We start from the raw sequence: 22,879 nt of genomic DNA on the forward strand, positions 1-22,879 counted from the left end.
AGGGCCCTGTCAACGTATTAAAGCCCGGACATATAACGAACGATACAACCCTGTTGCCTAGAGAGTTTACAAAGATTAATATCTTGGACCATCAAAGCGCGCTTGTATGAGGCTAGTTTGCCGGCATGGCTTCAATACCCGCGATACGGACACACTCAATAAAGATTTCTGATAATGCCCGCGCGAAGGCTTGATCAGAGTCAGGGGCCAACGGCTATTTTTGCTGGCTGAATTGCTCCGCCAACAATCTGCCTTTCCCTGTGCGCCATCCTCCCGGACCGAATACAGGACACACCGGACAGTGCTGGATTTCAGTGGTTTTCGCCGCAACGAAAAAAGGACCCGAAGGTCCTTGTTTCAATCACTTGCAGATCGGTAAAAATCTGCAGTGCAATGTTTGGAGCGGGAAACGAGACTCGAACTCGCGACCCCGACCTTGGCAAGGTCGTGCTCTACCAACTGAGCTATTCCCGCGTCTTGGTGCCGGCATTCTATATGAATCAAAAAATGCGTCAAGCCCTTGATTCAAAAAGTTTTATTTATTTGGTCGAGGTGGTCTTCAAATGCGGCCAGGCAGCCCGCAAATACTGCACCATCGACCACAGGGTAAGCCCCGCAGCGACCAGCAGCAGTGCATAACCCACCACTACCCAGAAGCTGAAATCGGACGGATTGGCCAGCAGGATGATCAACGCCAGCATTTGTGCCGCGGTCTTCCACTTGCCCATGTTGGACACGGCAACTTGTGCCCGCGCGCCCAGCTCTGCCATCCATTCACGGAGCGCAGAGATTACGATTTCACGGCCAATGATCACTGCGGCAGGCAGGGTCAGCCACACGTTGTGATGTTCCTGCACCAGCAAAACCAGGGCTACTGCGACCATCAGCTTGTCGGCAACCGGGTCCAGGAAAGCGCCAAACGGGGTGCTTTGCTCCAGCCGCCGGGCCAGGTATCCGTCGAGCCAGTCCGTCGCCGCCGCAAATGCGAAGACTGAACTGGAGGCCACATAGCTCCAGCTATAGGGGAGATAGAACAACAGAATAAAGAAAGGAATCAGCAGAACGCGTAGTACGGTGATCAAATTAGGGATATTCATCGGCACAACTGGCTACGAGGTGAGGGGGGCAGTCTACTCGGTGTTGCGGTCTGAGAGACAAATTCTAGGAGCATTCCCGGTGCATGTCTAACGGAGTTCCCACACAAGTCGGATAATGTGACAGACCCCAACCATACCAGAATCGGCTGCCCTGCTGAGCAGCCAGTTTAAGCGACAAGGGCAGGTTTGAGGTCTTGTGAAGAGAACCCGGGGGCCAAGGGTTATTTATTCGCTGTGCAGATTCGCATAAATCAGCTCTGCGAGTTTTTTGCTGATCCCCGGCGCCTTGGCGATTTCTTCGATGCTGGCACGGGTCAGCTCCTGCAGCCCGCCAAAATGCTTCAGCAAGTCGCGACGGCGGGTCGGCCCTACCCCGGCGATGCCTTCCAGGGTTGAGGTGCGCCGGGTTTTGCCACGCCGGGCACGATGCCCGGTAATGGCAAAGCGGTGAGCTTCGTCGCGGATCTGCTGGATCAGATGCAAGGCCGGCGAATCACCTTTGAGCGTGAACTCATGGGCCGCGTCGTTCAGGTAGAGGGTTTCGAAGCCTGCCTTGCGGGTGGTGCCCTTGGCCACACCGAGCAACACCAGGTCCGGGATTGCCAGTTCATTGAGCACATCCCGGGCCATCGACAACTGCCCCTTGCCGCCATCCACCAGCAGAATGTCCGGCAGCTTGCCCTCGCCCTCTTTTAGCCGGCTAAAACGGCGCATCAGTGCCTGATGCATGGCGCCATAGTCATCGCCAGGGGTGACACCCTCGATGTTGAAACGCCGGTAGTCGGACTTGATCGGACCTTCAGGGCCAAATACCACGCAGGACGCAACCGTTGCTTCGCCACTGGAGTGACTGATGTCATAGCACTCCAGCCGTTGCGGGATCTCATCGAGTTTGAGCACTTGAGCCAGGGCTTCAAAGCGCGCCGCCACATGCAGACGGTTGGCCAGGCGGGCCCCCAGAGCCTGCTCGGCATTGGTCACCGCCAATTGCTGCCAGCGGGCACGGGTGCCGCGCACACGGTAACTGATGGCCAGTTCCCGTCCACGCAGGGCCTCGATGGCATCGATGATTGCGTCGAAACTTTCATGCTCGACGTTAACGATCAATTCGCTCGGCAGATCGCGCTCAGGGCTGCTGATGTAGTACTGCCCGAGGAAGGCGGCCATGACTTCGGCAACGTCCTCCTCGATACCGACCTGGGGGAAGAAGTTCTTGCTGCCCAGCACTCGCCCGCCGCGCACATTGATTAAATGCACACAGGCACCGCCCGGGTTGACGAACGCGGCGATGACATCCACATCGCCGGTGCCGCCCTCCATGCTTTGCTGATCCTGAACCCGGCGCAGCAACGATATCTGGTCACGCACTTCGGCAGCGCGTTCAAAGTCCAGGGTGCTGGCGGCCTGCTCCATCTCGCTGTTCAACTCGTCGGTCAGCGCACTGCTGCGGCCTTCAAGGAACATCACTGAGTGGCGCACATCTTCGGCATACACCTGGGGGTCAACCAGCCCGACGCAAGGCCCCTTGCAGCGCTTGATCTGATACTGCAAGCAAGGACGGGTGCGGTTTTTGAAGTAGCTGTCTTCGCACTGGCGCACCATAAAGGTTTTTTGCAGGATGCTCAGGCTTTCACGAATGGCCCCGGCGCTGGGGTAAGGTCCGAAATACTTGCCCTTCAGTTTTTTGGCGCCGCGATGAATGCTCAGGCGCGGGTACTGGCCGTCCGACAGAAATACGTAGGGATAGGACTTGTCGTCGCGCAACAGGATGTTATACGGCGGCCGCCACTCTTTGATCAGGGTCTGCTCAAGTAGCAGCGCCTCGGTTTCGTTAGCCGTAATGGTGGTTTCAATTTGCGCGATACGCCCCACCAGCGCCGCTGTTTTGGGCGCCAGGCCGGTTTTGCGGAAATAGCTGGCCAAGCGCTTTTTGAGGTTCTTGGCTTTGCCCACGTAAAGCAGTCGCGCATCGCCATCGAACATGCGATACACGCCGGGCCGACCGCTGCAGGTCGAAAGAAACGCACTGGCATCGAACTTGTCAGTCATCGTCAACCAGCGTCTACCATGCCATGCCGGACAGCCAGCAAGGCCAGTTCCACATCACTTTTGACTGACAGCTTCTCGAATATCCGATAGCGATAGGTGTTGACCGTTTTCGGGGACAGGCAAAGTTTGTCGGAAATCACCTGGACCTTCTGGCAGCCGACAATCATCAGGGCAATCTGGATTTCTCGCTCGGACAAGGCATCGAACGGCGAGTCGCTGGCAGGCTGGAACGACTTGAGCGCCAGCTGCTGAGCCACTTGCGGGCTGATATAGCGCTGGCCGGCGAACACCAGGCGAATGGCCTGGACCATTTCTGCGAGACCGGCACCCTTGGTCATGTACCCGGCAGCCCCAGCCTGTAACAGCCGCGTCGGGAACGGATCCTCTTCGCACACAGTCACTGCAACCACTTTGATGTCAGGGTGGCTGCGCATCATTTTGCGGGTAGCTTCGAGGCCGCCAATACCGGGCATTTTGACATCCATCAAGACCACATCCGGTTTTAGCTCACGCGCCTTGATCAGCGACTCCTCACCGGACTCGGCTTGACCGACCACTTGCAGGCCCTCGATATCGGCCAGCATTCTGGTGATGCCTGTACGCACAAGATCATGGTCATCGACCACTAGAACCCGAATCAAGTCGACACCTCGCAAATTGGTCTTGGTTGATTGCCGACACCTTAGCAAAAAACTGTTAACCCAACCTACCTATCATGAGCCAATGATCCATGGCAAAACTGCAAAGCAAGCGCAAATCCGTGACCTTGCAGGACACAAACGTGACCGGTTGTGGTTGCCACCCCTTCCCTGCCCCCTGCGCGCGCCCATAGTTTTGCCAGCTCGGGCCCATAGTATTTTTTGATTGAACAGGTCCGGGGGAGTCGAGTAAGCTCCCAGCACTTATCGGAGACAGCACATGTTGCATCACGCCCCCACAGACATTTGTAAGACCACAGGCGAATCTCGCGTGGCCGAATCTGTGTGCGCGAACGCTGCACGATTTTATTTTGGGTATTGGTTTAGCCACTGGCGCGCCTGATACCCACACGGCGCCCACTACTTAGGGGTCGCCTACCAGAGAATTCTCACCCCCGGTCGGCTTCCCGACCGGGGGTTTTGTTTTTTCAGGCCCCGAAAATCATTAATTAAAGGAATCTTCCCCATGAACTACGCCACTTATTACCGCTTCGACCTTTGCACTGCATGGCGATTTATCAGCCGCCGCTCGGGACAGTCAGCCGCCTCCGAACGGACCCATATTGGTGGCACGCATGCACTCACAGCCAGTCTGGCCAATTGTCGAACACCCCAGTAGGGCCGAGCGCGCGGAACAATCCGCCGCCTGCCCAGGACGTACACCATGAACGCATCCATTTCTGCTCTGCCGGTACACCAGTCTCCTGCATCCGTATTGACCCGACGCCTGCCCGGCGCGGCGCAGCTCAAACAGCAGCTGCCCCTCAGCGACACCCTTGGCCGTCAGGTCAGCCAGCAACGCCAGGCCATTCGCGCCATCTTGAACGGTGAAGACTCCCGCTTACTGATAGTGGTCGGCCCCTGCTCCATCCATGACCCGGTCTCTGCTCTGGAATACGCCAGCAACCTTGCCGCTCTGGCCCACGATCTGCGCGACGACATGTTGCTGGTGATGCGTGCCTACATCGAAAAACCTCGCACCACTGTGGGCTGGAAAGGCCTGGCCTACGACCCGCACCTGGATGGCAGTGATGACATGGCCCACGGCCTTACCCTGTCCCGCGAACTGATGCTCGAGATGCTGGGCATGGGCCTGCCAATTGCTACGGAACTACTGCAACCCATGGCTGCCGGTTACTTCGACGACCTGCTGGGCTGGGTGGCCATTGGCGCACGCACCACCGAGTCGCAAATTCACCGCGAAATGGCCAGCGGCCTCGCGATGCCCGTAGGATTCAAAAACGGCACCGACGGCGGCGTGGCGATTGCCAGCGATGCCATGCGCTCTGCCGCCCATGGCCATCGTCACTTCGGGGTCGACAGCCAGGGCCATCCGGCAATCGTCCAGACCCCGGGCAACCCCGACACCCATCTGGTGCTGCGCGGCGGCCATAGCGGCCCGAACTACGACCGCAGCAGCGTGGCCCGCGCCCGGGCCGGGCTTGAGAAAAATGCCATACCCGCCCGATTGATGGTGGACTGCAGCCACGCCAACAGCAGCAAAAATCCACTGCGCCAGCCCGAGGTGTTCAATGACGTACTTGCCCAGCGCCTGGAAGGCGACAGCTCGCTGATCGGCATGATGCTCGAAAGCCATCTGTTCGAAGGCTGCCAGCCGTTGAGCGCAACCCTGCGTTACGGTGTGTCCGTGACCGACGGTTGCCTGGGCTGGGATGCGACCGAACAACTGCTGCGCCATGCAGCCGGACAACTGCAGGCGCAGCGCCTCTGCGCCAAGGCTAGCGCCTGAGAGAGCCGGGGCGGCAGCAAAAATGCCGCCCCGGGAACTTTTGCCAGGAAAAACCCCACTGAATCCGGTAGGCTCAGCACTTTCTTGAAAGGAGTACTCTCTCATGGCTAAAGCCACTGCCCGTCACATCCTCGTTGCCAGCGAAGACAAGTGCAACGAACTGAAAGCACAAATCGAAGGCGGCGCTGATTTCGCCGAAGTCGCAAAAGCTAACTCCACTTGCCCGTCCAGCCGTCAAGGCGGCGATCTGGGCTCGTTCGGCCCGGGCCAGATGGTCAAGGAATTCGACACTGTCGTATTCAGCGCGCCAATCAACGTGGTGCAAGGCCCGGTTAAAACCCAGTTCGGCTACCACCTGCTGGAAGTCACCAGCCGCCAGGACTGATCCCGGCCCTGCGTGAAAACGGCCCGCCTTTGGCGGGCCGTTTCGTATCCGCGATTGCAAGCCTCGTGCTACGTTTCCTCATTCACGAACCCGTCGTGTCTCACCTGAGGAATTGATCATGAGCCTTAAGGGTAAAACTGCCTTGGTTACCGGTTCCACCAGCGGCATCGGCCTGGGCATCGCACAGAGTCTGGCCAGAGCTGGAGCCGACCTGATACTCAACGGTTTTGGCGACGCCAGCAAAGTCGTTGCCGAGATGGAACAGTTCGGCGGCAAGGTTGGCCATCATCCGGCAGATGTCAGTGATCCCGCACAAATCGCCGACATGCTCAGCTACGCCGAACGTGAATTCGGCGGCATCGACATCCTGGTCAATAACGCCGGCATTCAGCATGTCTGCAGCGTTGAAGAATTCCCGGTGGAGCGCTGGGACTCGATCATCGCCATCAACCTGTCTGCGGTCTTCCACAGCACCCGCCTTGCCTTGCCGGGCATGCGCAAACGTGGCTGGGGTCGCATCGTCAATATTGCCTCGGTGCATGGGCTGGTGGGCTCGGTCGGCAAAGCTGCTTATGTGGCCGCCAAACATGGGGTCATCGGCCTGACCAAAGTCGTGGGCCTTGAAACTGCCACCAGCAACATCACCTGCAACGCAATTTGCCCTGGCTGGGTATTGACCCCGCTGGTCCAGAAGCAGATTGACCAGCGTATCAGCCAGGGTATCGACCCCTACCAGGCGCAGCACGATCTGCTGGCCGAGAAACAACCCTCACTGGAGTTCGTCACCCCGCCGCAACTGGGTGAACTGGTGCTGTTCCTGTGCAGCGAAGCCGGCAGTCAGGTGCGCGGTGCGGCATGGAATGTCGACGGTGGCTGGCTGGCGCAGTAAGCCTGCGCATTGCTGCACACCCGACATGCAAAAATGCACACCAACCCTGCACTTATCAGGGTTGTACAGTGCAAATTTGCACTGTTAGCATCGACTATCGTTCGCCCGCGAACACACCTAATAACAAGACAAAGCAGGGAGTTAGTGATGACTGCTCAGGTTTCATCCTCACCGACACAGGATGTCGAGCCGACTCAAAGCACGGTCCTGGCCCAGGTGCGCAACCAGATTGGCCACCTGACCCTGAACCGCCCCGCCGGCCTCAACGCAATCGACCTGGAAATGGTGCGCAGCCTGCAACATCAGCTCGATGCCTGGGCCCAGGACTCAAGGATCAAGGCAGTCGTGCTGCGCGGAGCAGGCGAAAAAGCCTTCTGTGCCGGCGGCGACATTCGCTCGCTGTATGACAGTTACAAGAGCGGTGGCACCCTGCACAAAACCTTTTTCGAAGAAGAGTACGCCCTCGACCTGACCCTGCATCACTACCCCAAACCGGTGCTCGCGCTGATGGACGGCTACGTTCTGGGTGGCGGCATGGGACTGGCCCAGGGCGCCGACCTGCGGCTGGTGACAGAGCGCAGCCGACTGGCTATGCCCGAAGTTTCGATCGGTTATTTTCCGGACGTGGGCGGCAGTTATTTCCTGACCCGAACCCCGGGCCAGCTGGGCACCTACCTGGGGGTCAGCGGCGTGCACATCCGCGCCGCTGACGCGCTGTATTGCGGCCTTGCCGACTGCTACACCGAAAGTGCCCGACTGCCTGAACTGGATCAAAGCCTCGACACCCTGCAATGGCAGCAAAACCCCCTTGAAGACCTCAAGGCGCTACTGGCCACTTTCGCCGTGCCCAACTTGCCTGAGGCACCGCTGGCCAAATTCCGCCCCTTGATTGATCAGGTTTTCGCCCTCGACAGCGTGCCCGCCATCGTCGCCGCACTGCGCGCGACAACAGCTGCCGAAAGCCGCGAGTGGGCGCTTGAAACCGCCGACCTGCTGCAGACACGCTCGCCTTTAGGCATGGCTGTGACCCTGCAAATGCTGCGCCACGGCCGCGAACTCAAGCTGGAACAGTGCTTCGCCCTTGAACTGCATCTTGACCGTCAGTGGTTTGATCGCGGCGACCTGATCGAAGGCGTGCGAGCGCTGATTATCGACAAAGATAAAACCCCGCACTGGAACCCGGCCACCCTCGACGAGCTTGATCCGGCCCATGTCGCCAGCTTCTTCACCCACTTCAAACAGCACGGAGTCTGAGCCATGCAAGACCTCGAACTGACTGAAGAGCAGGTCATGATCCGCGACATGGCTCGCGACTTTGCCCGCCGCGAAATCGCCCCCCATGCCCAGGCCTGGGAAAAGGCCGGCTGGATCGACGACGCACTGGTGTCGAAAATGGGCGAGTTGGGCCTGCTGGGCATGGTGGTGCCCGAAGAATGGGGCGGTACCTATGTCGATTACGTGGCCTACGCCCTGGCCGTGGAAGAGATTTCCGCCGGCGATGGCGCCACCGGCGCACTGATGAGTATCCATAACTCGGTCGGCTGCGGCCCCATCCTCAAATATGGCAGCCAGGCACAGAAAGAAACCTGGCTGGCGGACCTGGCAAGCGGCCAGGCCATTGGCTGTTTTTGCCTGACCGAACCCCAGGCCGGATCGGAAGCGCACAACCTGCGCACCCGCGCCGAGTTGCGTGACGGTCAGTGGGTGATCAACGGCGCCAAGCAGTTCGTCAGCAATGGCAAGCGCGCCAAGCTGGCGATTGTGTTTGCTGTGACTGATCCGCAGTTGGGCAAAAAAGGCCTTTCGGCATTTCTGGTGCCCACCGACACCCCGGGTTTTATCGTTGACCGCACCGAACACAAAATGGGCATTCGCGCCTCGGACACCTGCGCTGTCACCCTGAGCAACTGTACGGTCCCTGAAGCCAGCTTGCTGGGTGAGCGCGGCAAAGGCCTGGCGATTGCCCTGTCCAACCTTGAAGGCGGCCGCATAGGGATTGCCGCTCAAGCCCTGGGGATCGCCCGTGCCGCTTTTGAAGCGGCGCTGGGGTATGCCCGTGACCGGGTGCAGTTCGACAAAGCGATCATCGAGCACCAGAGTGTGGCCAACATGCTGGCGGACATGCAAACCCGGCTCAATGCAGCGCGGTTGCTGATCCTGCATGCAGCCCGACTGCGCAGCGCGGGCAAACCGTGCTTGTCGGAAGCCTCGCAAGCCAAGCTGTTTGCCTCGGAAATAGCTGAGTTTGTGTGTTCCAAAGCCATACAGATCCATGGCGGCTATGGCTACCTTGAAGATTATCCGGTGGAGCGTTACTACCGCGACGCGCGAATCACCCAGATCTATGAAGGCTCGAGTGAAATCCAACGCATGGTGATTGCCCGGGAGCTGAAGAACTATCTGATCTGACAACAAACCTGCAGGAGCGAGCTTGCTCGCGAGCCTCTAAAGCTCGCGAGGCAAGCTCGCTCCTACAGAGGATTGGGGCTTGCCGCGGCGTGCCAGTCAGCCGGATTCACTCAGCGCATGGTGATTCTCCGGGGGGCTGAAGAAATGTCTGATCTGACAACAAACCTGTAGGAGCGAGCTTGCCTCGCGAGCCTCTAAAGCTCGCGAGCAAGCTCGCTCCTACAGAGGATTGGTGCTTGCCGCGGCGTGCCAGTCAGCCGGATTCACTCAGCGCATGGTGATTGCCCGGGGGCTGAAGAAATGTCTGATCTGACAACAAACCTGTAGGAGCGAGCTTGCCTCGCGAGCCTCTAAAGCTCGCGAGCAAGCTCGCTCCTACAGAGGATTGGTGCTTGCCGCGGCGTGCCAGTTAGCCGGGTTTACTCAGCGCATGGTGATTGCCCGGGACCTGAAGAAATGTCTGATCTGGCAACAAACCTGTAGGAGCGAGCTTGCTCGCTCTTACAGGGGGGGTTACTGATTTTTGAACTGTGCTGCGCGCTTGCCTACGAATGCGGCCATGCCTTCTTTCTGGTCCTGGGTCGCGAACAAGGAGTGGAATACCCGGCGCTCAAAGCGCACGCCTTCCGTCAAGCTGACTTCAAACGCGCGATTGACGCTTTCCTTGGTCAGCATCAGCACCGGCAACGATTTGCTGGCAATGGTCGCGGCGACTTTCAAGGCTTCTTCCAGCAACTCATCAACCGGTACCACACGGGATACCAACCCTGAACGCTCGGCTTCTTCAGCGCCCATGAAGCGACCGCTGAGGCACATGTCCATCGCCTTGGCCTTACCCACTGCGCGGGTCAGGCGCTGGGTTCCACCCATACCCGGAAGCACCCCGAGATTGATTTCCGGCTGGCCGAACTTGGCGTTATCGCCAGCCAGGATAAAGTCGCACATCATCGCCAGTTCGCAGCCGCCGCCCAAGGCAAAACCAGCCACCGCGGCAATGATCGGCTTGCGCCGGGTAGCCACTCGGTCACTGTCGCAAAACAGGTCTTCCAGATAGATTTGCGGGTAAGTCAGGTCGGCCATTTCCTTGATATCTGCGCCCGCAGCAAAGGATTTTTTCGAACCGGTGATAACAATGCAGCCAATGCTGTTGTCGGCTTCCAGCTGGTCCAGCGCATGATTCACTTCACTGATCAGTTGCGCATTCAGGGCGTTCAGCGCCTGCGGCCGGTTCAGGGTGATCAGGCCAACATGGTCGTGGATGTCCAGCAGAATGGTTTCGTAGCTCATCGATCAAGTCCTCAATTCAAAGATTGCGCGCAATAACCATGCGCTGGATATCGCTGGTGCCTTCGTAGATCTGGCATACCCGCACATCGCGATAGATCCGCTCCAGCGGGAAGTCGTTCAGGTAGCCATAACCGCCCAGGGTTTGCAACGCCCGGGAACAGACGCGCTCGGCCATTTCCGAGGCGAACAGCTTGGCCTGGGAGGCCTCGACCAGCGCCGATTGCCCGCTGTCCCGCAGGGCAGCGGCGTAGCGCACCATTTGCCGGGCGACAGCGATTTCGGTGGACATGTCGGCCAGGCGAAACGCTACCGCCTGATGCTCAATCAGCGGCTGACCGAACGTCACGCGCTCGCGGGCATAATCACGGGCGGCCTCAAAGGCTGCACGAGCCATGCCCACCGCCTGTGAGGCGATGCCGATACGACCGCCTTCCAGGTTGCCCAGGGCAATCTTGTAGCCCTGCCCTTCTTCGCCCAGGCGGTTGGCGAGCGGAATTTTCAGGTCAGTAAACAGGATCTGGCAGGTGTCCGAGGCATGCTGCCCCAGCTTGTCTTCAACCCGCGCCACGCTGTAGCCCGGCGAATCAGTGGGCACGATAAAGGCCGTAATCCCGCGCTTGCCCGCCGCAGGATCGGTGACGGCAAACACTATCACCACGCCGGCATTTTGCCCCGAGGTGATGAACTGCTTGCAGCCATTGAGCACGTAGTAGTCGCCTTCGCGGCGAGCCCGGGTTTTCAGGTCGCTGGCATCTGAGCCGGCTTGTGGCTCGGTCAGGGCAAAGGCCCCCAGCATTGCACCACTGGCCAGCGGGATGAGGAACTCGCGTTTCTGCTGCTCGGTGCCGTACTTGAGGATAGGCACACACCCCACCGAGTTGTGCACGCTCATGATGGTCGAACAGGAACCATCGCCAGCGGCAATTTCTTCAAGGGCCATGGCGTAAGCCTGGTAGCCGGTGTCACAGCCGCCCCACTCTTCGGGCACCAGCATGCCGAAAAAACCCAGCCCGGCCATCTCGTTGATGGCTTCGCGCGGGAAGCGATGCTGCTTGTCCCACTCGGCTGCAAAGGGCTTCAAACGCTCCTGGGCAAACTGCTGCGCCGCGTCGCGAATCTGTAATTGTTCTGATGTGGCAAGCATACGAGTTCCTTAATCCAGACATTCCACGGCAATTGCCGTGGCTTCACCGCCGCCGATGCAGATCGCTGCTACGCCGCGCTTGAGCTTGTGCTGGCGCAAGGCCGAAATCAGAGTCACCAGAATCCGCGCGCCCGAGGCGCCAATCGGATGGCCCAGGGCACAGGCGCCACCGTAGACATTGACCTTGCTGTGGGGGATAGCCAGCTCGTCCATGGTGACCAGACTGACCACCGCAAAGGCTTCGTTGATTTCGAACAGGTCGACTGTATCCAGGGTCCAGCCGGTCTTGCTCATCAGCCGCTTGATCGCCCCCACAGGGGCCGTCGGAAATAGCCCGGGCTCATCGGCAAAGGCCGCATGGCCGTGGATGACCGCCAATGGTTTGAGGCCGCGTTTTTGCGCTTGCGAGCTGCGCATCAACACCAGGGCCGCCGCGCCGTCGGAAATCGAACTGGAGTTGGCTGCCGTCACCGTTCCGCCTTCGCGAAAAGCCGGTTTGAGGCTCGGGATTTTTGCCAGATTGGCTTTGGGCGGCTGCTCGTCATCACTGATCAGGTGCTGCGCTTTGCCGACAGTCACCTGCACCGGCACGATCTCGGCGCTGAAGCTGCCGTCCTTGATCGCTTGCTGGGCACGGGTCAGCGAAGCCACGGCAAAGGCGTCCTGGGCTTCACGGGTGAAGCCGTGGGCCTGGGCACAATCTTCGGCAAAAGTGCCCATCAGACGTCCTCGCTCGTAAGCGTCTTCCAGGCCGTCGAGGAACATGTGGTCCAGTACCCGGCCATGCCCCATGCGGTAACCGCTGCGGGCACGGTCGAGCAAATAGGGGGCGTTGGACATGCTTTCCATGCCCCCGGCCACCACCACATCGACACTGCCGGCCAGCAGCCGGTCGTGGGCCAAAATGGCGGCCTCCATACCCGAGCCGCACATCTTGTTGAGGGTGGTACAGCGCGTCCCCTTGTCCAGCCCTGCCCCCAGGGCGGCTTGTCGGGCAGGGGCCTGACCGAGACCGGCCGACAGTACGCAACCGAACAGCACTTCTTCCACGCCATCGGGTGCTACGCCGGCGCGCTCGACCGCGGCACGTATGGCAGCAGCGCCCAGTTGCGGTGCAGTCAGGCCTTTGAAGTCGCCCTGAAAACCACCCATGGGCGTACGCGCCACACTCACAATCACTACCGGATCATTGGCAATTGTCATTTCATACCTCTTATTTGGCGGCCATGCGCAAGGCACCGTCGAGACGGATCACCTCGCCATTGAGCATGCTGTTTTCAATGATGTGCCGCACCAGCGCAGCGTACTCGGCAGGTTTGCCCAGGCGCGCAGGGAACGGCACGCCGGCGGCCAGCGATTCACGCACCTGCGGGGTCATGCCGGCCATCATCGGCGTTTCAAAAATGCCCGGGGCGATGGTCATCACCCGAATCCCGAAACGCGCCAATTCACGCGCCGCAGGCAGGGTCAGACTGGCGATTGCACCTTTGGAAGCGGCATAGGCCGCCTGGCCGATCTGACCGTCAAAGGCGGCAGCCGAGGCAGTATTGATGATCACCCCGCGCTCACCCTCTGCATCGGCAGTGGCTTGCGCAATCGCCTCGGCGGCCAGGCGCAGCATGTTGAAGCTGCCGATCAAGTTGACGTTGATCACCTGGCTGAAGCTTTCAAGGGCATGGGGACCATTTTTGCCGAGGATTTTTTCGCCGCGCACGATCCCCGCGCAATTGACCAGCCCGTTGACGGCGCCGAAGGCCGCTAGCGTGGCCTCAACGGCCGCCTGCGCCGCGCCTTCCTGGCTGATATCCGCTACCGCGCTGCGGGCCTGGCTGCCAAGCCTGGTGGCTTGTGCGGCCACGGCGTCGGCGTTCATGTCCACCAGCATGACCCTGGCGCCGGCCTGGACCAGCATCTCGGCCGTTGCAGCCCCCAGTCCCGAGGCACCGCCGGTGACGATAAAAACCTTGTTCTCGATTTGCATGATATGTCCTGAAATTTTGCCTGACGGTCAAGCCGTGACTTTGGCGCTTGCGGCCAGTTCGGCCTTGGCGATTTCCTGATTGCGCAAAATAAAACGCTGCAATTTGCCGCTCGGGGTTTTGGGTAATTCGCTGACGAACTCGATTTCGCGGGGATAGGCATGGGCCGACAGACGCTGACGCACATGCAAACGCAGGGCTTCAGCCAGTTGCGCATCGCCCAGGTACTGCGGGCCGAGTACGACAAAGGCTTTGACCAGCTCGGTACGCTCGGGGTCCGGCTTGCCCACCACGGCGGCTTCGATCACTGCGGGATGCTCGATCAGGGCACTTTCAACATCGAAAGGTCCGACCCGATAACCGGAAGTGGTGATCACATCATCGCTGCGTCCGACAAAGCTGATGCTGCCGTCCGGATTCAACTCCACGGTGTCGCCGCTCAAGTAGTAATTGCCGACAAATGCCTTGGTGTTGAAGCCCTGATAGCCGGCGAACCAGCACATCGGCGACTGGCTGCGGTCCACGGCCAGAATCCCCGGCTGGCCCACCGGCAGCTCCTGATGATTGTCATCGAGCACCACAATCCGGTGGCCCGGCGAGGCGAAGCCGGCGGCACCCAGATGCACGGGATGATCCAGGCCGTGGTGATTACACAGCACCATGCCGAGTTCGGTCTGGCCGTAGTGATCGTGAATGGTGACGTTGAGCTCATCGGCGAACCAGCGAATGACTTCCGGGTTCAGCGGTTCACCGGCGCTGCTCACGGCACGCAACTGGCCTTTGACCTTGCTTGAGAATGCACTTCCGGCGGCAATCAGCATGCGGTAAGCCGTGGGCGAACCGGTGAGGTTGGTGATGCCGTACTTGGTGATCACCCGACAGGTGCTTTCAACCGTGAACGGACCATCGTAGAAGGTGATGGGATGGCCCATCGACAGCGGCCCGGCAATTCCGAAATAAATGCCGTAGGCCCAGCCCGGATCGGCCAGGTTCCAGAATGAATCCTCGGGGCGCAAATCCACCGCATCGCGGGTATAGCTCTGGAACGCGACAATTGCCTTGAGCGGAACCAGAAGCGGCTTGGCCGGCCCGGTAGTGCCCGAGGTGAACATCAGCAAAAACGGATCTTCGCCGGTCAGCATCACCGGTTCACAGACCGGCGGGTAGTTGTCCAGCTCGGCCCAGAAACTGAAATCACCGCGAACCAGGCCCTGCCCCTTGGCACCGGCCACCGTGACAATCGGCGGGCAAGCATTGACCTCATCGAGTTTGTAACGGTTAGCCGCATCGGTGACCACCAGCGCCGCCCCCGAACTGTTGATACGGTGCTCGATGGCCTTGGGACCGAACGCGGTAAACAGGGGCTGGTAGATGGCGCCGATACGCCAGGCGGCGAAGGCCACCACCAGCAGCTCGACATTGCGTGGCAGCAAGCCTGCCACTTTGTCGCCGCGCCGGACCCCTTGAGCCAGCAGGAAATTGGCAAAGCGTGCTGCCTGTTCCTGTAACCGGCTGAAGGTGTAGGTCGCGCTGGTGGCATCGCGCCCTTCCCAGAACAACGCAATACGGCCCGGCAGGGCGTGGCGGTCGCAGCATTCGACGCAGGCATTGAGTGCTGCCAGATGACCGTCCAGTGCTCCAGTCACCGTTCGCTGGTAATCAAAGTCAGCCATCGTGGTCAGATAGTCGCGCATCAGCAGAATCCCTCGGTCTTTATTTTTAGGATGGGAACCGTGAAAAATCCTGCTGATGATCGCCTCGGGAGGGCTCTGCAACAATAGTCAAACCGCTCAAGCTGAGTGACTGGTTTGGCCAATGCGCAACTAGCTTCGCAGGTACTCCAGCACGGCCGCCTGATCGCCGGCAAAGACAATGCGCGAACCTTTTTTCTCCCGCTGAAAGCTATACATCGGGTCGTAATATTCGCGCAGCAAAGCCTCGATCCAGACCCGGTGCAGATCAACCGCCCCGCAACTCGCCTGTTCTTTGAGCGCCGCTTGCATCACCGCCTGCAAACGCTGATGACGTTCGCCGCCCAGACGTCGCTGAATATTGGACAGGCTTTCCAGCAAGCGTTGTGAAAACAGGGTGAAGCCGTGCTCACCGTTTTTGGCGGTGAATTCGGCACACAGCTGCACCACGTAGTCACGCAAAATGCGCTCGACGCGGCTGTCCAGACTGTCTTCGAGCCAGACCATCGGCGCGTCTTGCATGCGCTGATAGAGGGCTAACGGCAAGGCACAGCTACCGACCGTGCGGCTTTCATCTTCCAGCACCAAACGTTCGTGGCCCCGGGCGCGCTTTTTCAGCACATCAATGGCCAGACGGTTTTCAAAGTCGATGTTCGAAGGCTGTCCGGTAGCGCGTTTGCCGAAGCTTGAACCCCGGTGATTGGCGTGCCCTTCGAGGTCCAGCGCATTGTCGAGCTGCACCAGCACGTCGGTTTTACCGGTGCCGGTCATGCCGCCAAGTACGGTGAGGCCACACTGTTGCACAGCGTCGTCGACGGTCTGGATCAAGAAGGTACGCAATGCCTTATAGCCGCCGGTAACCCGCGGGTAGTCGATCCCGGCGTCCTGCTTGAGCCATTGCTGGACGATTTGCGAACGCATGCCGCCCCGAAAGCAATACAGGCAGCCATCCGGGTTGGCGCGGGCAAAGTCGGCCCAGGCCTCAAGACGCTCGGCCCTGGCCTGGCCCGACACCAACTGGTGCCCGAGCACCACGGCGGCCTGCTGGCCCTGTTGCTTGTAGCAGGTGCCAACACGCTCCCGCTCGTGGTCGGTCATCAGCGGCAGGTTGACCACGCCGGGGAAGGCGCCCTTGTTGAATTCGATCGGCGCCCGGGTGTCCATCATCGGCCGGTCATTAAGGAACAGCTCGCGGAAGTCGGTTACGTCATGAGCCATCATGACACCTCAACCGCGTACGTCTGTCGCTCTACCAGCTGGCCGATCGATTCCAGTTCCAGCCCGTGCTCGCGAGCCATCTCAATGAACGCCTGATTACCCTGCGCAGTGACGGCCACCAACAGTCCGCCACTGGTTTGCGGATCACAGAGCACCAGCTTGTGCAGCTCTTGCAACGGCGCAAGCTTGCTCGCGTAACTGTCAAAATTGCGCAAGGTGCCGCCGGGCACGCAACCCTGTTCAAGGTAGTACTCGACCGAGGCCAGTTTCGGCACTTTGGCGTATTTGATCTGTGCAGTCAGATGACTGCCGTCGGCCATTTCCACCAAATGCCCGAGCAGGCCAAAACCGGTGACATCGGTCATTGCCGTGACCCCTTCGAGCCTGGCGAACTGGCTGCCGATTTTGTTCAGGCTGCACATCCAGTCCCGTGCCACGCCGACGTCTTCAGTGCGCAATTTGCCCTTTTTCTCGGCAGTGGTAAGGATGCCGATGCCCAAGGGTTTGGTCAGGTACAAATGGCAACCTGCGGTGGCTGTGTCGTTGCGTTTCATATGGCGCTTGTTGACCACACCGGTCACCGCCAGACCGAAAATTGGCTCCGGGGTGTCAATCGAGTGGCCGCCCGCCAGAGGAATGCCCGCTTCGTCACAGACCGCACGGCCGCCGCGAATCACTTCACGGGCCACTTCCGGGGGCAACAAATGTACCGGCCAGCCCAAAATCGCAATCGCCATCAACGGATCACCGCCCATCGCGTAGATGTCACTGATGGCATTGGTGGCCGCAATCCGCCCGAAATCATAGGGATCATCAACAATTGGCATGAAGAAATCGGTGGTTGAAACCACACCGCGCTCCTCATCCAGGGCATAAACAGCTGCATCGTCGCGGGACGCATTGCCTACCCAGAGTTTGGGGTCGAGGTTCTGCGCCCCGCTGCCGGCAAGGATCACTTCCAGTACCTGAGGCGAAATCTTGCAGCCACAGCCCGCACCGTGGCTGTACTGGGTCAGGCGAATCGGCTCGCTCATGGGTACCTCTAGTCGTTGTCAAAGCGCCAGATACTAGCAGAGCGGGTACAGGCAGGAGCCGCTATATCAGGCAGCACAGGGTGCAATCGTCGCCAGACAGGCCCGCTCCCGGGCAATTCGCCCCGCCCCTGACGATGACCGGCATGCAGAAAACAGACTGCCGAGTCACATATGTAGTGCCTTAAAATAATCACTACATATGTATTGACGACTCACTTTTCCCCCAGCATTATGCAGACGTCTTCCCCACCGGAAGCGCTGGAAAGGGTTGTTGTAAGCATGTTCGACGAGCTGTCGAGCTGTTCCGGGATAGGTACTGCCCACAAGGCAGAATTGATGAAGCTGACCTGGCTTGATCGTCCACGTTCAGGGCGTGAGTTGCTAGCGAAACGTCCTCAAGACGCTTGTGGCTGATGTGTCATGTCACCCTTGCATCCTGGTTCACGCTGCTCTCCCTCGCTGTACGCTGTTTGTGTAGTGCTTTAGATATCCACTACACAGGACTGACTCAAGGCCGGATCTGCTTTAGATAGACACTACGTAGCGCTGCAGGTGCAGTTGCGCGAATCAATTAGACAGATCAACGAGTGGTCAAGGAGTTAGCTATGAACCTGAATAATCAACCGACTGTTAATGAGCTGGCTCGACTCTTCGCCGCCCAGAAAGACACGTTGAACGACCACATCCTGTGGATCAGCGAAGCTGGTGATGTTCGCATCGACCCGGTCGCTGCCTGCAAGGAAGAAACCGCATTCGAGAAGGACCGCCCACAAATGCGCGCCCATCTCAAGATGTACCGCCGTGGCCAGGGCTACGTGGGCAAGAAGGCCGCTGCCGATACCGACTACATGGCGCGCGTACTGCAAACCCTGACCCTGACCTGGGAAAAGGCTCAAACCGAGCCGGTACTGGTCAAAGTTAACAGCTACAGCTGATAACCTTCGGTAATGCAAAACCCGGGTGGAACAGTTTTACACCCGGGCCCAAGGGCTGAGTTCCGTACGGAACTCAGCCCTTCTTGTTTCAAAACATCTGCACAAGCCGGCGATGCACTACCACGCAACTATGACAAATAGATGTACGACTCGAAACCAGCAACAAACTATCAACCCCCCTCATACTGCCTGCTCTACAAAGACCTGAAGTCATATCACTCCAGTGCCGCCTACTTGATAGTTAAACCCGCAACTCGGCTCCAACTTTCTCTCAACCATTAATAACCGGTAGCTTGCCATTCGAATACTGTCTATATGCTGTCTAGATAAGACAGTTGTCATCAGAAAAATACACTTACATTTTACCCCATACCCGCCCATCTCCAGCACACGCCTATAACCCGTGCCCTGCAGCCATGAGCGACGGGGGAAATCGGCAAATACACACTCTGCCGCCAACAACTTTCCAATTTACAGTTTTATCTTTTCCTGTTTATTATCTCGGCGCCTTATTAATAGCGGAGACCTTTGTGGGTACTTGTTCGAGCGACAGTGACCGACCAGTTAAAACAATCGGTAAAATCTCAGCGAGATAACGCGTAGCCTTTCTTCTGCCGTTTCTCGCCAAGATCGAGATACGGCTTCTTATAGCGCTGGGCAACCAGACTACGCACTTTTAGCCAACTCCAACTGTTTCCGGCATTACAACTCCGACCGGGTTGCAATGCCGCGGATACTGCGCGCAATTTTCAGCGCCCAGGTCATGCCGATCCCTGCCGCACAGGTTATTGGCCGACAGTACCAGCAAGGCCTTTTTCATCGACTCAGGGTCAGCCTGCGGCGTGTTCGCCCCTGCTTGTCCCCCACTCACCAGTGCTTAGTACGTTCAGCGCATCAGTGAACCATGGAGGTGTCTCATGGACCCCGACCCCGATAGATCAACGCCACCCATAGTCCTTTTTATTTCCAGTCCAATTGTCTGGCTCCATGCCAGAGGCGCGCCTTGATTTCACCCGGGCCCCTCTGCATGGGCAGCCAGCCAGGAGAAAGTCATGCCTTTGAGCTTTTCCTCTGCCTGCCTGAGTAATTTGCAGCGTTCAGCACGCCCACTGATCCGCTCCCATGCACGTCACACCGTCCAGTCCCACACCGCGGGAGAAAAATAATGAACCGCGAAGATCTGCTGTTTGCTGTCCGCACCCTCGCTCGCTCACTTGATGCCAAGGTATTTGCCCAGATCGTCAGCACCACCCCTGCCATCGACGTGATCGATGCACTGGATCATTGCGATACGGTCCAGACCGCCAGCTTGCTCCTGCTTTTGAGCGCCGAACAACGCGCAACGCTTTTTGCTTACTTCCCGGCGGCCCGCCAGGACTTGCTCCTGCAAGCAATGCCGGCAGATGAAGTGGTTGCTCTGTTCGAGCAGCTCCCTTCGGATGACCGGGCCGACATATTCAACCGCTTGAGCAAAGATGCCCGGCAGAAACTGCTGCCGGAACTGACCAAGAGCGAACGTGATGACATCCTTAAGCTGGCGGCCTATCCGGAGGGCACCGTTGGCTCCGCCATGTCCTCCGACTACGCCGCACTGGCTGTTGAAATGAACGTCGAACAAGCCATCGCATCCCTGCGCGCGATGGCTCCGGACAAAGAGACCCTTGATGTGCTTTTCGTGCTCGACACTGAGCGGCGTCTACTGGGTACAGTTGCCCTGCGCGATCTGGTACTGGCCACCCCGGCCACCCGGATCAGTGATTTGATGAAGCACGAGCCGGTACTTGCCCAGGCCCAGCAGCCGCTGGAAGCCGCTGTCGAACTCATTCGCCGCTATGACCTGCTGGCACTGCCGGTGATCAATGCAGACAATCGCATGATCGGCATAGTCACCGTCGACGACGCCATGGATATCGAAAAAGAGCAGGATGCTACCCAGCTGGCGCGGTTCGGGGGTACAGCTTCACTGGGCGGGCCTGATCTGGATGTGCGCAACTCGCCTTTCAAGAAAATGTTCGGCGTGCGGGTCTTCTGGCTGGCGATCTTGACCTTCTTCGGCATCATCACCAGCAACTTCGTGGCAGCCCAAGAGGAAATCCTGTCCCAGGCAATCATCCTGGCCGCCTTTATCGCCCCCATTGTCGACATGGGCGGCAATACCGGAAGCCAGTCTGCGACCCTGGTGATCCGCTCCATGGCGCTGGGTGAACTGAAACTGCGCTGGCGTGACGTGTGGTTCATTCTCAAGCGCGAACTGCCAGTGGCGGCAGCACTGGGTATTGCCATCGCGGTTCTGGAAATCGTTCTGGCGCACTTCAGCAAGGGTGTAGGTTTCGACATCCTCATGGTGGTGGGTCTGAGCATGCTGGTGTGCACCACACTGGGCGGAATAATCGGTGCACTGCTGCCCTTCCTGGCCCGCCGGATCGGTACCGACCCGGCCACCCTGAGTTCACCGCTGATCACCTCAGTGATGGACCTGGTGGGTGTATTCATTTACTTCGGATTTGCCTATGCCTTCCTCGGTGACCTGCTGACTCAAACAACCGCCTGAGTTGCGCAACACCCCCGCAGCATTGCGCTTTAGCCCTTTCGGCCCTCCTGCTCAGGAGGGCCTTTTACATGGGACAGTTCAGACCGCAGATTCCAGCTCGGGAACGGCTTCGAACAGGTCCGCAACCAAGCCGTAATCGGCCACCTGGAAGATCGGCGCTTCTTCGTCCTTGTTGATCGCAACGATCACTTTGGAGTCTTTCATACCGGCCAGATGCTGGATCGCGCCGGAGATACCGACCGCGATGTATAGCTGTGGCGCAACGATTTTGCCAGTCTGGCCGACCTGCATGTCGTTCGCTACAAAACCGGCATCAACCGCCGCACGGGAGGCGCCGACACCTGCACCCAGCTTGTCGGCCAGTGCATACAGGTATTTGAAGTTATCGCCGTTCTGCATGCCGCGACCGCCGGAAACGACGATTTTGGCAGCTGTCAGCTCCGGACGATCCGACTTGGCAAGCTCTTCACCAACGAACGAGGAAATGCCTGCATCGTGCACTGCTGCCACCGCTTCAACGGCTGCCGAACCACCCTGGGCAGCAACCGGGTCGAAACCGGTGGCACGCACGGTGATCACCTTGACTGGCGCAGTGGACTGCACGGTGGCAATGGCGTTACCGGCATAGATCGGACGGGTGAAGGTGTCAGCGCTTACAACCGAGATGATCTCGGAGATCTGGTCAACGTCCAGCTGCGCAGCAACCCGCGGCAGGATGTTTTTACCGTTGGAAGTAGCGCCAGCCAGGACGTGACTGTAGCCCGCAGCCCCCGCTCCTTGTACAAGAGCGGCCACCAGCGGAGCAAGGTTTTCCGGCAACTGATGGGCGTAAGCCGCGTTGTCAGCCACCAGCACTTTAGCCACACCGGCAATTTGCGCAGCAGCTTCAGCCACAGCACCAATGCCCTGGCCTGCAACCAGAACGTTGATCTCGCCACCGATTTTTGCGGCAGCGGCCACGGTGTTCAGCGTGGCCGGAGCCAGCGCCTTGCCATCCTTTCCTTCTAAAAAGTCGGCGATTACCAGGATAGTCATCTTTAGATTACCTTCGCTTCGTTTTTCAGTTTCTCGACCAGTTCAGCCACCGACTTGACCTTGATGCCGGCGCTGCGTGCCGCCGGCGCTTCAACTTTCAGGGTCTTGTTGGTCGAAGCGGTCGAAACGCCCAACGCCTCTGGCGTCAGCACTTCAAGCGGCTTCTTCTTGGCCTTCATGATGTTTGGCAGGGACGCATAACGCGGCTCGTTCAAACGCAGGTCGGTGGTGACGATGGCCGGCAAGCTCAGCGAAACAGTTTGCGCGCCGCCGTCAACTTCACGGGTAACGGCAACCTTGTCGCCCGCCACTTCAACTTTGGAAGCGAAGGTGCCCTGACCGTAGCCGGTCAACGCAGCCAGCATCTGGCCGGTCTGGTTGTTGTCGCTGTCGATGGCCTGTTTGCCCAGGATCACCAGTTGCGGCTGTTCCTTGTCGACCACGGCCTTGAGCAACCTGGCCACGGCCAGCGAGGTCAGGTCTTCGGCAGATTCGACGAGGATGGCGCGATCGGCACCCAGAGCCAGCGCGGTACGCAGCTGTTCCTGAGCCGTGGTCGGGCCGATGGAGACGACGACGATTTCAGTCGCAACGCCTTTCTCTTTCAGGCGCACGGCTTCTTCCACAGCGATTTCGCAGAAGGGGTTCATCGACATCTTGACGTTGGCGAGGTCAACGCCGGAGTTGTCCGCTTTGACGCGAACCTTGACGTTGTAATCGACCACTCG

Annotated in this window: 19 protein-coding genes and 1 tRNA gene; 7 read left to right on the forward strand and 13 right to left on the reverse strand. The window is 59.0% G+C overall.

Features of this window, described 5'->3' with window-relative positions:
* Positions 1 to 398 precede the first annotated feature (398 nt).
* The 4 genes from FEZ21_RS13525 to uvrY form a co-directional block, all read right to left on the reverse strand.
* Positions 399 to 474 (reverse strand) — tRNA-Gly (locus FEZ21_RS13525).
* 65 nt (positions 475 to 539) lie between these two features.
* The gene (pgsA, locus tag FEZ21_RS13530; protein ID WP_003445025.1) at positions 540 to 1,097 is read right to left on the reverse strand and encodes a CDP-diacylglycerol--glycerol-3-phosphate 3-phosphatidyltransferase; all 558 of its coding nucleotides are present in this window, start codon (positions 1,095 to 1,097) and stop codon (positions 540 to 542) included.
* A gap of 225 nt (positions 1,098 to 1,322) precedes the next feature.
* Positions 1,323 to 3,146 (reverse strand): excinuclease ABC subunit UvrC, encoded by a 1,824-nt coding sequence (gene uvrC / locus FEZ21_RS13535; protein WP_010657433.1) that lies wholly within the window; start codon positions 3,144 to 3,146, stop codon positions 1,323 to 1,325.
* A gap of 2 nt (positions 3,147 to 3,148) precedes the next feature.
* Positions 3,149 to 3,787: a UvrY/SirA/GacA family response regulator transcription factor gene (gene uvrY, locus FEZ21_RS13540; RefSeq protein ID WP_003445030.1), complete on the reverse strand. Its 639-nt coding sequence runs from the start codon at positions 3,785 to 3,787 to the stop codon at positions 3,149 to 3,151.
* A gap of 721 nt (positions 3,788 to 4,508) precedes the next feature.
* Between uvrY and FEZ21_RS13545 the strand changes: the two genes are divergently transcribed.
* The 5 genes from FEZ21_RS13545 to FEZ21_RS13565 all read left to right on the forward strand — a co-directional run bounded on the left by FEZ21_RS13545 (position 4,509) and on the right by FEZ21_RS13565 (position 9,277).
* Positions 4,509 to 5,594, forward strand: coding sequence for a 3-deoxy-7-phosphoheptulonate synthase (locus FEZ21_RS13545; RefSeq protein ID WP_003445032.1), 1,086 nt, complete (start codon positions 4,509 to 4,511; stop codon positions 5,592 to 5,594).
* 103 nt (positions 5,595 to 5,697) lie between these two features.
* Positions 5,698 to 5,979, forward strand: a complete 282-nt coding sequence (locus tag FEZ21_RS13550; protein WP_003445034.1) for a peptidylprolyl isomerase — start codon at positions 5,698 to 5,700, stop codon at positions 5,977 to 5,979.
* 118 nt (positions 5,980 to 6,097) lie between these two features.
* Entirely contained in the window at positions 6,098 to 6,868 is a 771-nt protein-coding gene (gene hbdH, locus FEZ21_RS13555; RefSeq protein ID WP_003445036.1) for a 3-hydroxybutyrate dehydrogenase, read from the forward strand.
* Between the two features lie 147 nt (positions 6,869 to 7,015).
* The gene (locus tag FEZ21_RS13560) at positions 7,016 to 8,122 is read left to right on the forward strand and encodes an enoyl-CoA hydratase/isomerase family protein (protein ID WP_003445038.1); all 1,107 of its coding nucleotides are present in this window, start codon (positions 7,016 to 7,018) and stop codon (positions 8,120 to 8,122) included.
* A gap of 3 nt (positions 8,123 to 8,125) precedes the next feature.
* Positions 8,126 to 9,277 (forward strand): acyl-CoA dehydrogenase family protein, encoded by a 1,152-nt coding sequence (locus tag FEZ21_RS13565; RefSeq protein WP_127197063.1) that lies wholly within the window; start codon positions 8,126 to 8,128, stop codon positions 9,275 to 9,277.
* Between the two features lie 513 nt (positions 9,278 to 9,790).
* Here FEZ21_RS13565 and FEZ21_RS13570 read toward each other — a convergent pair.
* From FEZ21_RS13570 to selD, 7 genes are all read right to left on the reverse strand, one after another.
* A complete protein-coding gene (locus FEZ21_RS13570; protein ID WP_003445046.1) occupies positions 9,791 to 10,564 on the reverse strand; it encodes an enoyl-CoA hydratase in 774 nt (257 codons plus the stop codon).
* 16 nt (positions 10,565 to 10,580) lie between these two features.
* Entirely contained in the window at positions 10,581 to 11,708 is a 1,128-nt protein-coding gene (locus FEZ21_RS13575; RefSeq protein WP_160627447.1) for an acyl-CoA dehydrogenase, read from the reverse strand.
* A gap of 9 nt (positions 11,709 to 11,717) precedes the next feature.
* Positions 11,718 to 12,911 carry an acetyl-CoA C-acyltransferase gene (locus FEZ21_RS13580; RefSeq protein ID WP_127197064.1) on the reverse strand — a complete coding sequence of 398 codons (1,194 nt, stop codon included), beginning with the start codon at positions 12,909 to 12,911 and terminating at the stop codon, positions 11,718 to 11,720.
* Positions 12,912 to 12,921: 10 nt separating this feature from the next.
* Positions 12,922 to 13,689: an SDR family NAD(P)-dependent oxidoreductase gene (locus tag FEZ21_RS13585; RefSeq protein ID WP_003445049.1), complete on the reverse strand. Its 768-nt coding sequence runs from the start codon at positions 13,687 to 13,689 to the stop codon at positions 12,922 to 12,924.
* 27 nt (positions 13,690 to 13,716) lie between these two features.
* The gene (locus tag FEZ21_RS13590; RefSeq protein ID WP_003445050.1) at positions 13,717 to 15,381 is read right to left on the reverse strand and encodes an AMP-binding protein; all 1,665 of its coding nucleotides are present in this window, start codon (positions 15,379 to 15,381) and stop codon (positions 13,717 to 13,719) included.
* A gap of 129 nt (positions 15,382 to 15,510) precedes the next feature.
* Positions 15,511 to 16,596, reverse strand: a complete 1,086-nt coding sequence (mnmH, locus tag FEZ21_RS13595) for a tRNA 2-selenouridine(34) synthase MnmH (protein WP_160627449.1) — start codon at positions 16,594 to 16,596, stop codon at positions 15,511 to 15,513.
* Positions 16,596 to 17,630: a selenide, water dikinase SelD gene (selD, locus tag FEZ21_RS13600; RefSeq protein WP_003445053.1), complete on the reverse strand. Its 1,035-nt coding sequence runs from the start codon at positions 17,628 to 17,630 to the stop codon at positions 16,596 to 16,598. Before selD ends, mnmH begins: the two co-directional genes overlap by 1 nt.
* A gap of 605 nt (positions 17,631 to 18,235) precedes the next feature.
* Between selD and FEZ21_RS13605 the strand changes: the two genes are divergently transcribed.
* Entirely contained in the window at positions 18,236 to 18,565 is a 330-nt protein-coding gene (locus FEZ21_RS13605) for a hypothetical protein (RefSeq protein WP_003445056.1), read from the forward strand.
* Positions 18,566 to 19,730: 1,165 nt separating this feature from the next.
* The gene (gene mgtE, locus FEZ21_RS13610; RefSeq protein WP_010657429.1) at positions 19,731 to 21,116 is read left to right on the forward strand and encodes a magnesium transporter; all 1,386 of its coding nucleotides are present in this window, start codon (positions 19,731 to 19,733) and stop codon (positions 21,114 to 21,116) included.
* Between the two features lie 78 nt (positions 21,117 to 21,194).
* On the opposite strand, the gene FEZ21_RS13615 is transcribed toward mgtE, so the two are convergent.
* Together FEZ21_RS13615 and FEZ21_RS13620 are read right to left on the reverse strand one after the other, a co-directional pair.
* Positions 21,195 to 22,151: an electron transfer flavoprotein subunit alpha/FixB family protein gene (locus FEZ21_RS13615; RefSeq protein WP_160627452.1), complete on the reverse strand. Its 957-nt coding sequence runs from the start codon at positions 22,149 to 22,151 to the stop codon at positions 21,195 to 21,197.
* Between the two features lie 2 nt (positions 22,152 to 22,153).
* Positions 22,154 to 22,879: electron transfer flavoprotein subunit beta/FixA family protein (locus FEZ21_RS13620; RefSeq protein WP_160627453.1), on the reverse strand; the 726-nt coding region annotated here is incomplete at its 5' end.

Origin of the sequence: Pseudomonas sp. 9.1(2019) (genome assembly GCF_009910445.1) — a bacterium.
In the GTDB taxonomy this organism is placed as follows: domain Bacteria; phylum Pseudomonadota; class Gammaproteobacteria; order Pseudomonadales; family Pseudomonadaceae; genus Aquipseudomonas; species Aquipseudomonas paraversuta.